The following is an 11,934-nucleotide window of genomic DNA, read 5'->3' on the forward strand; positions in this document are numbered from 1 at the left end:
GATGCGGTCGGGTAACACCCGCACCGCACGCTCGATGCCATGACCTCGAATTCGCGTGTGGTGGTGATCGGCGCCGGCCTCGCGGGCGTACGGCTCGCCCGGCGGCTCGGTGAGCTGGGCACGCCCGTGACGCTCGTCGGCGAGGAGGAGCACCGGCCCTACAACCGGGTGCTGCTCGCCGAGGTGCTGGCCGGACGGTACAGCCCCGATGTGATCGCCCTGCCCGCCCCGGCGGACCTGGTGCGGGCCCGGGTGACCGGCATCGACCGGGCCGCGCGGACGCTGGCGTGCGCGGACGGCTCGGAGATCGCATACGACACGCTGGTGCTGGCGACCGGTTCCAACCCGGTGCTGCCGCCGCTGCGGGGCCTGTTCACCCCGGACCACGAACTGCCCGAGGGCGTGCACGCGTTCCGGACCATGGACGACTGCCTGGGCCTGTCCAAGGCGGTACGGCCCGGCACCAGGGCCGTCGTGATCGGCGGCGGGCTGCTCGGTGTGTCGGCCGCCCGCGCGCTCGCCCTGCGCGGCGCGCAGGTGATGCTCGCCCAGCAGTCCGAGCGGCTCATGGAGCGCCAGCTCGACCCGGCCGCCTCCCGGCTGGTGCACCGCCACCTGACCGAGCTCGGCGTGGAGGTGCACACCGAGTGCCGGGTGCGCGACGTGCGCTGCGTCGGCGGCGCGGTCCGCTCGGTGGAGATGGCCGACGGATACGCCCTCGACGCCGACCTCGTCGTCCTGGCCTGCGGCGTCCACCCCCGGGTGGGCCTCGCCAAGGACGCCGGGCTGTCCGTGCACAAGGGCGTCCTCGTCGACGACGAGCTGCGCACTTCCGACCCGTACGTCCACGCGATCGGCGACTGCGCCCAGCACGACGGCGAGGTCTACGGGCTCGCCGCCCCCGCGCTGGAACAGGCCGATGTGCTGGCCGAGTTGCTCGCCGGCCGGTCGGCCGCCCGCTACCGCGGCACCCGCGCGCTGACCCGGCTCACCCTCACCGGCCTGGACCTCGCCGCGTTCGGCGAGACCGTGCCCCGGCCCGGTGACGACGTCGTGCAGCTCGCCGACGCCACCCGCGGCACCTACCGCAAGGTCGTCGTCCGCGACGACCGCCTGGTCGGCGGGGTTCTCGTCGGCGAACTGGGCACCGTGGGCGCGCTGGCGCGCGCCTGGGAGGGAGCAGAGCCGCTCCCCGACGACGGCCCGCTGCTCCACCTGCTCACCAACGATGGAGGCTCCTGAATGTCCGCCACCCCTGGGGCCACCCCCACCCCCACGATCGTGCTCGTCGGCCACGGCATGGTCGGCCAGCGCTTCCTGGAGTCGCTCGCCGAGCGCGGCCTGACCGCGAACCACCGCGTGGTGGTGCTGTGCGAGGAGCCGCGCCCCGCGTACGACCGCGTGCACCTCACGTCGTACTTCTCGGGCACCTCGCCCGAGGAACTGTCCATGACGGACATGGAGTTCATCAAGGACAACGGCATCGAGCTGCACCTGGGCGACCCGGCGGAGACGATCGACCGTGAGGCCAAGAAGGTCACCGCCCGGTCGGGCCTGGTCGTCGAGTACGACTACCTGGTGCTGGCCACCGGCTCCTATCCGTTCGTGCCGCCGGTGCCGAACAAGGACGCCGCCGGCTGCTTCGTGTACCGCACGATCGAGGACCTCCTCGCCATCGAGGAGTACGCCAGGACCCGGACGACCGGCGCGGTCGTCGGCGGCGGACTGCTGGGTCTGGAGGCCGCGGGCGCGCTCAAGGGCCTCGGACTGGACAGCCACATCGTGGAGTTCGCGCCCCGGCTGATGCCGGTGCAGGTCGACGAGGGCGGTGGCGCGGCGCTGCTGCGCACCATCGAGGGCATGGGCCTGACCGTGCACACCGGGGTGGGCACGCAGGAGATCGTGGTCGACGAGGCCGGTGCCGTCACCGGCATGAAGCTGTCCGACGGCTCCGAGCTCTCCGTCGACCTGGTGGTGTTCAGCGCCGGCGTCCGCCCCCGCGACCAGCTCGCCCGCGAGTGCGGCCTGACGGTCGGCGAGCGCGGCGGCATCTCGGTCGACGAGCAGTGCCGTACGGTCACCGACCCGAGCGTGTTCGCGATCGGCGAGTGCGCGCTGGCCGCCGACGGCCGCGTGTACGGCCTGGTCGCCCCCGGCTACGAGCAGGCGAAGACCGCGGCAGCGACGATCGCCGCCGACGAGGCGTCCTTCACCGGCGCCGACCTGTCGACCAAGCTGAAGCTGCTCGGCGTGGACGTGGCGTCCTTCGGTGACGCGCACGGCACCGCCGAGGACTCCCTCGACGTCGTCTACTCCGACTCCCGCTCGGGCCTGTACAAGAAGCTGGTCATCGCCGGTGACGGCACGCTGCTCGGCGGCATCCTGGTCGGCGACGCGGAGGCGTACGGCACGCTGCGCGCGCTGACCGGGACGGTCCCGCCGATCGCGCCGGAGAACCTGGTGCTCCCGGCCGGCGCGGGCGCCCCGGCCCAGCTCGGCCCGACGGCGCTGCCGGACGAGGCGATCATCTGCTCCTGCCACAACGTCACCAAGGGCCAGATCCGCGGCGCGGTCACCGACCACAGGTGCACGTCCGTGCCCGAGGTGAAGAAGTGCACCAAGGCCGGCACGGGCTGCGGCAGTTGCGTCAAGGTCCTCGGCCAGCTCGTGGACGCCGAGCTGGAGGCCAGCGGCGTCGAGGTCGACAAGGGCCTGTGCGGCGACTTCTCGCAGACCCGCGAGGAGCTGTACGAGATCGTCCTCGCGCTGCGCATCAACTCCTACCAGGAGCTGCTGGACCGCTACGGCCGTGAGGAGGCCCGGGGCGGCGACGGCTGCGAGATCTGCAAGCCCGCGGTCGGCTCGATCATCGCCTCCCTCGCCCCGACGATCGGCGCGAGCGGCTATGTCCTGGACGGCGAGCAGGCCGCGCTGCAGGACAGCAACGACCACTTCCTGGCCAACCTCCAGAAGAACGGCTCGTACTCCGTCGTCCCTCGTATCGCCGGCGGTGAGATCACCCCGGAGAAGCTCATCGTGATCGGCGAGATCGCGCGGGACTTCGGCCTCTACACCAAGATCACCGGCGGTCAGCGCATCGACATGTTCGGCGCCCGCGTCGAGCAGCTGCCGCTGATCTGGACCCGGCTGGTCGACGCCGGCTTCGAGTCCGGCCACGCGTACGGCAAGGCGCTGCGCACGGTGAAGTCCTGCGTCGGCGAGACCTGGTGCCGCTACGGCCAGCAGGACTCGGTGCGCATGGCGATCGACCTGGAGCTGCGCTACCGGGGCCTGCGCTCCCCGCACAAGCTGAAGTCGGCCGTGTCGGGCTGCGCCCGCGAGTGCGCGGAGGCCCAGTCGAAGGACTTCGGCATCATCGCCACCTCCAACGGCTGGAACCTCTACGTCGGCGGCAACGGCGGCGCGACCCCGCGCCACGCGGACCTGCTCGCGCAGGACCTCACCGACGAGGAACTGATCCGCCTGATCGACCGGTTCCTGATGTTCTACATCCGCACCGCGGACCGGCTGGAACGCACCTCCACCTGGCTGGACCGCATCCCCGGCGGCCTGGACCACGTCCGTGACGTGGTCGTGGAGGACTCCCTCGGCATCTGCGAGGAGCTGGAGTCGCTGATGGCCGACCACGTCGCCAACTACCGCGACGAGTGGGCCGAGACCATCAAGGACCCGGAGAAGCTCGCCCGGTTCGTGTCCTTCGTGAACGCGCCCGACACCCCCGACCCGGTCGTCGGCTTCGTGCCCGAGCGCGACCAGATCAAGCCGGACCTGCCGCTGCTGACCATCGGCCACCGTCCCCTGGAAGGAAGCACCCAGCGATGACCCTGGCACCCGAGACGACCGACCTGAAGGTCCAGATCCAGCTCGGCGGCGACTGGCTGACCGTCTGCGACCTGAGCCGGCTGCTGCCGGGCCGGGGCGTGGCCGCGCTGCTGCCCGACGGCAACCAGGTCGCCCTCTTCCGCGACCGGGCGGGCCGCGTCTACGCCATCGACAACCGCGACCCCTTCAACGGCGCGGCCGTCCTCTCCCGCGGCCTGACCGGCACCCACCAGGGCCGCATCTACGTCGCCTCGCCGCTGCTGAAGCAGCGCTTCGACCTGGAGACGGGCGTCTGCCTGGACGACGACTCGGTGCGGGTGACGACGTACGAGGTGCGTACGTACTGACCGCCCCGCCCTTCACGCGCCGCGAGGCGCGCACCCGACGCCGACCGGGTGCGCGCCTCGCGGCGTCTCACTCGCAGCCCACCCCGTCGCCGTCGCGGTCCAGGTGGCGGCCGTAGCCGGGGTCACCCGCGTGGACGGGTGCGGCACCGGCAGCGCGGGCCGCGTCGCAGTTGTCGTAGTAGACGGAGCCGGCGCCGGAGCCGCCGGAGTCATCGCTGCCGTAGTCCTCGCTGCCGTAGTCCTCGACGGGCTCGGCGGTGACGGTCCGCGTGACCCGTACGGTCTCCTTGACCCGCACCGTCCGCGTGACGGTGACGGCCGGCTCGGGCTCGGCGGCGGCCGGGGTCGCGGTGACCGTGGCGGTCGCGGTGACGGTGGCCGTGGGCGCGGCCGAGGCCGCCAGGGGCTTGGCGTCGGCCGCTGTGTCGCCGTCGCCGCCCTCTGCGCCCTCCCCGCCCGCACCGATGCCGGCGCCGAGCAGGAGGGCGAGCCCGAGGGCGACCAGGACATAGCGCTTGCGGGCCCAGCGGGGCAGCGGTGGAGTGGAGTACGGGTTGGTCATGGCGGGCCCCCCACGGGTCTCGTGTCAGGCGACGACCGTACGGCCGCGCCCCCGCTTGTGAAGGACGTGTAATGCTTCTGTGACCGACCGTGAGGGATCCGGCCGTACGGCGGAGCGTCACTGCTTGTCCATGAACCGTCAACCGCGCTCTCCTAGGGTCTGCCTGACGCTTCCCGTCGTCCGCGCGAAGGGCGGGCGGGAATTGTCAGACAGACCCTCGGGTCCATCAGCGCACGGCCCCGTCGTCTGCCCGGCGGCGGGCGGTCACGGCACCCTCTTGGAGTGAGCGTGGAACGTCGTACTGTCCTGCGTGCGGCCATCCTCGGCGGGTCCTCCGTCGCCTTCGGCGGGACCCTGTGGCGTGGCGCCGCGTACGCGGCCCCGGCCCAGCCCGGCACCGGCCCCTACGGGCCCCTCGGTTCCCCGGACGCCAACGGCATCCGGCTCCCCAGCGGCTTCACCAGCCGGGTCATCGCCCGGTCCGGCCAGACGGTCTCCGGTACCTCCTACACCTGGCACAACGCCCCCGACGGCGGAGCCTGCTACGCCGACGGCTCGGGCTGGATCTACGTCTCCAACTCGGAGATCAACCCCGGTGGCGGCGCGAGCGCGGTCAGATTCTCCTCGACCGGACAGATCACAGGGGCGTATCGCATCCTGTCCAACACCCGGCAGAACTGCGCGGGCGGCAAGACCCCGTGGAACACCTGGCTGTCCTGCGAGGAGGTGTCCCTCGGCTACGTCTACGAGACGGACCCGTTCGGTGTGAACGCGGCGGTGCAGCGGCCGGCGATGGGCCGCTTCAAGCACGAGGCGGCGGCGGCCGACCCGGTGCGGCGGGTGATCTACCTGACCGAGGACGAGACGGACGGCCGCTTCTACCGCTTCGTCCCGAACACCTGGGGCAACCTCTCCTCCGGCACCCTCCAGGTCATGGTCGCCGGCTCCGGCACCTCCGGCTCCTTCAGCTGGGCGAACGTACCCGACCCGGACGGCTCCCCCACCACCACCCGCACCCAGGTCCCGGGGTCGAAGTCCTTCACCGGCGGCGAGGGCTGCCACTACGCCGACGACACGGTGTGGTTCACCACCAAGGGCGACAACCGCGTCTGGCAGCTCAACCTCCTGAACAACACCTACGAGCTGGCCTACGACGACTCCCTCGTCACCGGCGGCACGGCCCCCCTGACCGGCGTCGACAACATCACCGGCTCCTCCTCCGGCGACCTCTACGTCGCCGAGGACGGCGGCAACATGGAGATCTGCCTCATCACCCCCGACGACGTGATCTCCGCCTTCCTCCGCATCGACGGCCAGTCCTCCTCCGAGATCACCGGCCCCGCCTTCTCCCCCGACGGCCGCCGCCTCTACTTCTCCAGCCAGCGAGGCACGACCGGCTCCTCCTCGGGGGGCATCACGTACGAGGTGACGGGGCCGTTCCGCTCGTAACCCCACCCTCCCGGCCACGCCCGGTCCCCGTTTCCCGGGGGCCGGGCGTCCACGAGCCCGCCGGGTGCGGCACGTCACACGGGGAGGCGCCAGGCGGCACCGTCCGGGATGTGCCACACGTACGCACCGCCGTCGGACTCCCGGGCGTAGCCGAACCGGTCCTGATCGGGGCGGCCTGCGGAGTTCCACCACTCCCAGGCCGCCTCCGCCTGCTTCCAGAGCTCGTCGTCGCCGCCGCCGTACGTCACGACGCCCGTGTCGTCCCCAGCGAGCGGAACACGTGCCCACGAGCCGTCGCCCCGCTGGAGCTGAAGCGCCGTACCGGCCTCGTCGGCGTAGTACACCAGCTCGACGCGGGGCAGGTGGAACGCCAGGGCCAGGCGCAGCGGGTAATGCGCTCGGATCGCAGCCGCGGTGAGCACCGTTGACCGGCTCCCGGTCGTCGGCGCGCGTTCCTGGCACTCCTGCGCCGGGTACCCCTGCGCATCGGCCCGCGCCGGCATGAAGCGGCCCGAGACGGTGGTGAAGAACCCACGCGCCCGACCGTCACCCCGCGCGGAGAGCCGTACCAGGCCGCCTTCGATCCCGAGCGACACGTCCGTGAGGAGGATGCCGCCGGGCCCGAGCTGTTCGAGCCACGCGGTGGGCACGTGAGGCACCGAGCAGGTCGCGATGATCCGGTCGAAGGACGCCTGCTGCCCGGGATACCCCTGGGTGCCGTCGCAGGCCAGCAGGTGAGGCTCGTAGCCGAGGTTGGCCAGTCGTGCCCGGGCCGCATCGACGAGCGCCGCGTCGACGTCGACCGAGGACACGTCGGCGTCGCCCAGTCGCGCGCAGAGCAGAGCAGCGTTGTAGCCGGTGCCCGTGCCGATCTCCAGGACCCTGTGGCCGTCCTGCACCGTCAGGGATTCCAGCATCCCGGCCATGAGGCTCGGCAGCGTGCCGGACGACGTGGGAATGCCTGTCCATGCTGTCTCGTCGACCCGTTCGGCGGTGGCCGGATCCAGTGCCGTGACGAGGGTGACGTCACGATAGACGGCGGCCAGGTCCTGCTCGGCGGTCCGTTGCCGCCACACGGCGATACCGCGGTCGTCCGTCTCCTGCTCGAACCACTCGGGGACGAAGACGTGGCGCGGGACGGTGGCGAACGCCTCGCGCCATGGCGGGGTCCGGATCGCCTCGGCCTTCACGAGTTCGTCGGCGAGCGCCGTCATCAGAGGGCAGGCGTTGTCGGTCATGCAGTGACTCCCTGCAGCCCGTCGGCGATGGCTTCGGCGATGGGCAGGCCGGTCTCGCCCTGGATCCAGTCCCATTGCCCGCACGGGTTCACCTCGAGGAACCACCACCGCCCCGACGGGGCAACCACGAAGTCCGCGGCGCCGTAGGTGAGGCGAAGGCGGGTCATCAGGTGGAGCATTCCGGCGCGCACCTCGGCGGGGACCTCCACCGTCGTGTACGTCAGCGCGCGGTAGTCGCTGCGCCAGTCTTCGTACGCGGCACCGCTTCCGGCATGGATCGCGGCGGCGAACATACGCCGGCCGACGACAGTAAGCCGGACCTCGTGATCCTTGGGAACCCAGGCCTGGAAGAGGGGGGCGGTGGTGTCGACGCCTCGCAGATCCCGCAGGTCGTCGGCGGTCAGCCGCCGCGTGTACACGGACTTGAGCCGACCGTCCTCGATGAGGACGGGCGAGGCCACGGGCTTGCACACGACGTCGGCATGGTCCCGGACGAAATCCTGTACGTCCTCGGGCCGGTTGGTGACCAACGTGGCCGGGATATGCAGGCCGGATGCGCGCGCTGCCGCGAGTTGCACGGGCTTGAACTCCGCACGCGCCATCGCGGTCGGGTGGTTCACCCAACGGCACCTCACAGCGGACAGGACACCGCCCAGGCCCGCCCGCGCCTGGGCGGCGGCAAACCTGGCCTCCGGCCCGGACATCCCTTCGGGGAACCGGAAGGCACCGGGGGCGCGGTAGTAGGCCCCGCCCACCCGGCACAGATCCACGGTCCGGTACTCGGTGGCGAGGTCGCCCGCCCACGCCCGCCCCAGGTCGATGCGAGCGGCCAGGCTGAGGCGCTGCGGGAAGTCGGCGGTGTCCATGCGGAACACCTCGGCTCCCCGCTCCTCCAGCTCCACCACGACCCGGTCCGTGGGCCAGTCGTCTGCCGCGGCGATGATCAGTACGGGCGCGCTCATCAGTCCTTCGGCCCCTCGTCCAGTGGTGGAGGGTTCTTCGTCGAGCCGTCCGGCACCGTCGGCTTGTGCGTGTTCCCCATGCAGGTCAACAGGCCACCGTCGTCGGCGAGGTTGACCTGCCGACCGTGGTCGTAGACGTGGGCCGGCACCCGCAGGGCGCCGGCAGAGTCCGGGATGCGGGCGAAGCGGAGAACATACGGGCGTGTGGCCGCAGGGCCCGGCGCCTCGGTGCTGTGGAGGATGCGCCCGCCTTCGGGCGTGAGCGGGAATGCCTCCCGCGGGTGCGCGACAGTCGTCACGAGTGGTCCTTCCTGAAAGGTGGTGAGCCCCCGCCGGGGAGGCGTCTGATGGTTGCGACCCTGACCCTGCGGTCGCCATGGGGGTGCGTCAGGCAGACGTCCGCGCCGGCACCACGGCGAGGACAGGGGTCGTGACGGCCGCGACGTACAGGAGCAGGCTGGTGATGGGCTTCGCCGCTGCACGCCTAGACGGAGTCGGTGTAGTGCTCGCAGAGCGCATGCAGCGCACGGGCCAGGCGCCGGGCATGCCCGGGCGGGCCGCCGTAGTGGTGGCTCGGCACGCTCCGCAGCCGCTGCCGGGCATCGCCCAGGCAGGCAAGGCCGCAGTACCGCTGCACGCTGCCCATGGGCAGGCTCCTGACCAGGCGTTCGACCTCAGGGATGAGCATCTCCAGGTGCCCGCTCAGCATCGCTGTGAGCGTATCCAGCTCCTCCGCGTCGTCGAGGAGCGCGTGAGGGGCCTCGGCAAGGCAGAGGACGATGCCGATGGTCTCTCGCATCGCCTCGAGGTCCACGAGGGCGGTTGCACCGCTCGTGTCCATGACGGCGTTCACCGGCTCACCTGCTCTCCGGCCCGGCAGTGCTGGCACGCGCAGCGAGGCATCACGTCGCCCGGCGGAAGAGGGACGGTCGGCGGCACCACGATGGTGCCGCGGTCGCTGGTGACGGTGCCGTGGCGGTCCACGGTGTATACGCGGAGGGTCATCCCGGACGACGGTGTGCGCTGCCCGGTCGAGGCGGTAACTTTCCTCATGTCGACGCTCCCTCTCTGGTATGAGCGTTGGCCATGCCCCGGGGCCGTCAGCAGCGGTCGCCGGGGTTCGTGTTGCTGTGCATCGAGCGTCGCCAATGGCAAGCAACTGCGGTATGACCAGCGGGGGTTGCCGAGGCGGCAATACACTCGTTCTTGGTTCGGAACGGCGCAATGACGTGCATACGCTCACTGTGAAAGTTGGCCCCATGGACGCCACCACCCCCGGCCCGCTCGCCCCCGAAGTCCTCGAACGAGACGACCTGAAGCAAGCCCTGGCAGAGCACGACTTTGCCGCTGCCTTCTCCCTCATCAAGAAGTGGGGTGGCCTGTCACAGAACCGCATCGCGGCCGCCTGTCAGCTCACCCCCGGCAAGGTCTCCACGATCATCAGCGGCCAACAGCAGATCACGAACTTCGCGGTGATCTGCCGTATCTCCGACGGGCTGCGCATCCCCGGGCGCATGATCGGCCTCGCCGATCGGCCCTGGGAAAGCCCGGCCGACGCCCCCGACCCACCCGCGCCACCGGCCGCACGGTCACCCAGCGAGGACGCACCCTGGATCCCCGCCGCGGCCGTGCATCTGGCCGGTGAACTGACCAGGAGCGACCTCGTGATGGACCGCCGCGCCGCGACGCGCGCCCTAGCCGGCGCCGCCCTGACTGGTGCCCCTCTGCTCGACTCCCTGGACGGCTGGCTCGAACCGGCACCGGCTCCGGGGCCGGCACAGCGCAGAGGCCGGATCGGGCGACAAGAGGTACAGGAACTGGAAGCAACGGCTCGCGCGTTCCGCGCGTGGGACCATCGGTTCGGTGGAGGCCTGCGCCGAAAGGCCGTCGTCGGTCAGCTCAACGAGGTCGCCGGCCACCTGGAGGACCACCAATCCCCCGACATCGAGCGTGGCCTGTTCCGGGTGCTGGCCTACCTAGGAGGCACCGCAGCGACGATAGCGTGGGACTCCGGCCTCCAGAAGCAAGCCCAGAGCTACTACCTTCTGGCCCTGCGCGCCGCCCACTCGGGCCGCGACGCGGCGTTCGGCGCCAACGTCCTGGCCGGCATGGCACGGCAGATGTTGTACCGCGACCGCCCCCAAGACGCGCTGGAACTCGTACACCTTGCCCAGAAGGGCGTGGGCAGGAACGCCGGACCCCGGCTGCGCGCCATGCTTCATACACGAGAGGCCTGGACGTACGCGGCGATGGAGCGGCCGGCAGCCTTCAAGCGGGCGACCGCGGAGGCAGCTGAAGCCCTTGCTGAAGCCGGGGCGCACGACGAGCCCTACTGGATCGCCTACTTCGACGAGGCCGAGCTGGCTGGAGTCACTGGCGGACGCCTTCTAGACATGGCCCGCCAGGACCCCCGCGGCCACGCGGACGCGGCAGCGCGGAACATCCACGACGCCCTCACCAGGAGGGGGGCCGAGGCCGGCCGGAGCCACGCCCTCGACCTGATCGGCCTCGCCGAGTGCCACTTTCTCCTGGGCGACGTCACGGTCGCGGTAAGCCACACGCACCGCGCAGTCGACGCAGCCGCGCGCACCCGGTCCAGCCGGGTCCGCGCACAGCTCGGGCAGCTGTACCCGTACACGGTGGGCCGATCCGCCTCGCGTACCGTCAGCGAGGCGCGGGCCAAAATCCGCGAAGTCCTGTCGAGCTGAAGGAGCAACGTGACCACGATCGCCGTGACCGGGCACATGGACCTGACCGACAGCAGCGTGCCTCTGGTGCGCGACACCCTGCGGGAGACGCTCAAGCCCTACTCCGGCGACCTCACAGGCGTCTCGTGCATCGCCGAAGGGGCTGACTCCTTGTTCGCCGAAGTGGTCCTGGAGCTGGGGGGACACCTCGTCGCGATCATCCCGTCGAAGGACTACAGGACGAACAAGGTCAAGCCCGGCCACGCAGCGACGTTCGACCGGCTCACCGAAGCCGCCCACGAAGTGATCGTGCTCGACAACGAGACCGCGAACCGCGCGGCCTACGAAGCAGCCAACCGCGAACTCCTTCGTCGTGCCGACCGTCTCACCGCCGTATGGGACGGGGCTCCCCCGAGCGGGAAGGGCGGAGGCACCACTGACACCGTGCTCGAAGCTCGCGAGGCTGGGCTGCCGGTGGACGTGGTGTGGCCCGAGGGAGCGGCCCGCGGCTGAAGTGCCCCCTGCACTACCGAGGTGCCCCGCCGACGAGTCAGGACGCACACGCGACCGCTGCCCGCAGCACGACGAAGGGGCGGCACCTCTATGAAGTCAGCACGGACTGAGTACCTCCGCCCCGCAGCGGCGGAGGACGTACCCGCTCTCCTGGGCCTTTTCGCTGGTCAGCGAAGCTGCTTGACTTTCCCCGCAGTTGACGCACGAAGAGGCGGCACCCCCGCACGGGTGCCGCCTCTTCTTCGTGGGCCGGGGCCGCCGCCGATCGGTCTTGAGGGTCGGGGACCGGCGGCGGCTCCGGGGTCTGGGAGGTCAGCGCGGGCGCTGGGCCTC

12 protein-coding genes are annotated in these 11,934 nt (G+C 71.3%); 6 read left to right on the forward strand and 6 right to left on the reverse strand.

Annotated features, from left to right (window positions below; translation table 11 throughout):
• Window positions 1-39 precede the first annotated feature (39 nt).
• Genes ACIGXJ_RS03860 through nirD form a run of 3 tightly spaced genes read left to right on the forward strand, consistent with a single transcriptional unit; the run spans window position 40 to window position 4,190 of the window.
• Window positions 40-1,242: an NAD(P)/FAD-dependent oxidoreductase gene (locus ACIGXJ_RS03860; RefSeq protein WP_399641256.1), complete on the forward strand. Its 1,203-nt coding sequence runs from the start codon at window positions 40-42 to the stop codon at window positions 1,240-1,242.
• Entirely contained in the window at window positions 1,243-3,843 is a 2,601-nt protein-coding gene (nirB, locus tag ACIGXJ_RS03865; RefSeq protein WP_399641259.1) for a nitrite reductase large subunit NirB, read from the forward strand. It begins immediately after the preceding gene.
• Window positions 3,840-4,190: a nitrite reductase small subunit NirD gene (gene nirD / locus ACIGXJ_RS03870; RefSeq protein ID WP_399641262.1), complete on the forward strand. Its 351-nt coding sequence runs from the start codon at window positions 3,840-3,842 to the stop codon at window positions 4,188-4,190. The genes nirB and nirD overlap by 4 nt, the downstream gene beginning before the upstream one ends.
• Before the next feature lie 67 nt (window positions 4,191-4,257).
• Here nirD and ACIGXJ_RS03875 read toward each other — a convergent pair whose 3' ends face one another.
• The gene (locus tag ACIGXJ_RS03875) at window positions 4,258-4,752 is read right to left on the reverse strand and encodes an excalibur calcium-binding domain-containing protein (protein WP_399641264.1); all 495 of its coding nucleotides are present in this window, start codon (window positions 4,750-4,752) and stop codon (window positions 4,258-4,260) included.
• A gap of 288 nt (window positions 4,753-5,040) precedes the next feature.
• Between ACIGXJ_RS03875 and ACIGXJ_RS03880 the strand changes: the two genes are divergently transcribed.
• On the forward strand, window positions 5,041-6,201 hold the full coding sequence (locus ACIGXJ_RS03880; RefSeq protein WP_399641267.1) for an alkaline phosphatase PhoX: 1,161 nt from the start codon (window positions 5,041-5,043) through the stop codon (window positions 6,199-6,201).
• Between the two features lie 74 nt (window positions 6,202-6,275).
• On the opposite strand, the gene ACIGXJ_RS03885 is transcribed toward ACIGXJ_RS03880, so the two are convergent.
• From ACIGXJ_RS03885 to ACIGXJ_RS03905, 5 genes are all read right to left on the reverse strand, one after another.
• On the reverse strand, window positions 6,276-7,439 hold the full coding sequence (locus tag ACIGXJ_RS03885; protein ID WP_399641269.1) for a methyltransferase domain-containing protein: 1,164 nt from the start codon (window positions 7,437-7,439) through the stop codon (window positions 6,276-6,278).
• On the reverse strand, window positions 7,436-8,401 hold the full coding sequence (tgmB, locus tag ACIGXJ_RS03890; RefSeq protein ID WP_399641272.1) for an ATP-grasp ribosomal peptide maturase: 966 nt from the start codon (window positions 8,399-8,401) through the stop codon (window positions 7,436-7,438). The genes ACIGXJ_RS03885 and tgmB overlap by 4 nt, the downstream gene beginning before the upstream one ends.
• Window positions 8,401-8,700 (reverse strand): putative ATP-grasp-modified RiPP, encoded by a 300-nt coding sequence (tgmA, locus tag ACIGXJ_RS03895; protein WP_399641275.1) that lies wholly within the window; start codon window positions 8,698-8,700, stop codon window positions 8,401-8,403. Before tgmA ends, tgmB begins: the two co-directional genes overlap by 1 nt.
• A 185-nt stretch (window positions 8,701-8,885) precedes the next feature.
• Window positions 8,886-9,254, reverse strand: coding sequence for a DUF6415 family natural product biosynthesis protein (locus ACIGXJ_RS03900; protein WP_399641278.1), 369 nt, complete (start codon window positions 9,252-9,254; stop codon window positions 8,886-8,888).
• Entirely contained in the window at window positions 9,251-9,406 is a 156-nt protein-coding gene (locus ACIGXJ_RS03905) for a hypothetical protein (RefSeq protein WP_399641281.1), read from the reverse strand. Before ACIGXJ_RS03905 ends, ACIGXJ_RS03900 begins: the two co-directional genes overlap by 4 nt.
• Window positions 9,407-9,660: 254 nt before the next feature.
• Between ACIGXJ_RS03905 and ACIGXJ_RS03910 the strand changes: the two genes are divergently transcribed.
• Both ACIGXJ_RS03910 and ACIGXJ_RS03915 read left to right on the forward strand, forming a co-directional pair.
• Entirely contained in the window at window positions 9,661-11,109 is a 1,449-nt protein-coding gene (locus tag ACIGXJ_RS03910) for a hypothetical protein (protein ID WP_399641284.1), read from the forward strand.
• A 9-nt stretch (window positions 11,110-11,118) separates the two neighbouring features.
• Window positions 11,119-11,601: a hypothetical protein gene (locus tag ACIGXJ_RS03915; RefSeq protein ID WP_399641287.1), complete on the forward strand. Its 483-nt coding sequence runs from the start codon at window positions 11,119-11,121 to the stop codon at window positions 11,599-11,601.
• Window positions 11,602-11,934: the final 333 nt, after the last annotated feature.

The organism is Streptomyces sp. NPDC053367, assembly GCF_044545925.1.
GTDB lineage: Bacteria > Actinomycetota > Actinomycetes > Streptomycetales > Streptomycetaceae > Streptomyces.

What these genes read in the sequence shown, in the direction of transcription:
- ACIGXJ_RS03860 (WP_399641256.1), top strand. Translation starts at nt 40, where the DNA reads ATGACCTCGAATTCGCGTGTGGTGGTGATCGGCGCCGGCCTCGCGGGC.
- nirB (WP_399641259.1), top strand. Translation starts at nt 1,243, where the DNA reads ATGTCCGCCACCCCTGGGGCCACCCCCACCCCCACGATCGTGCTCGTC.
- nirD (WP_399641262.1), top strand. Translation starts at nt 3,840, where the DNA reads ATGACCCTGGCACCCGAGACGACCGACCTGAAGGTCCAGATCCAGCTC.
- ACIGXJ_RS03875 (WP_399641264.1), bottom strand. Translation starts at nt 4,752, where the DNA reads ATGACCAACCCGTACTCCACTCCACCGCTGCCCCGCTGGGCCCGCAAG.
- ACIGXJ_RS03885 (WP_399641269.1), bottom strand. Translation starts at nt 7,439, where the DNA reads ATGACCGACAACGCCTGCCCTCTGATGACGGCGCTCGCCGACGAACTC.
- tgmB (WP_399641272.1), bottom strand. Translation starts at nt 8,401, where the DNA reads ATGAGCGCGCCCGTACTGATCATCGCCGCGGCAGACGACTGGCCCACG.
- ACIGXJ_RS03905 (WP_399641281.1), bottom strand. Translation starts at nt 9,406, where the DNA reads ATGACCCTCCGCGTATACACCGTGGACCGCCACGGCACCGTCACCAGC.
- ACIGXJ_RS03910 (WP_399641284.1), top strand. Translation starts at nt 9,661, where the DNA reads ATGGACGCCACCACCCCCGGCCCGCTCGCCCCCGAAGTCCTCGAACGA.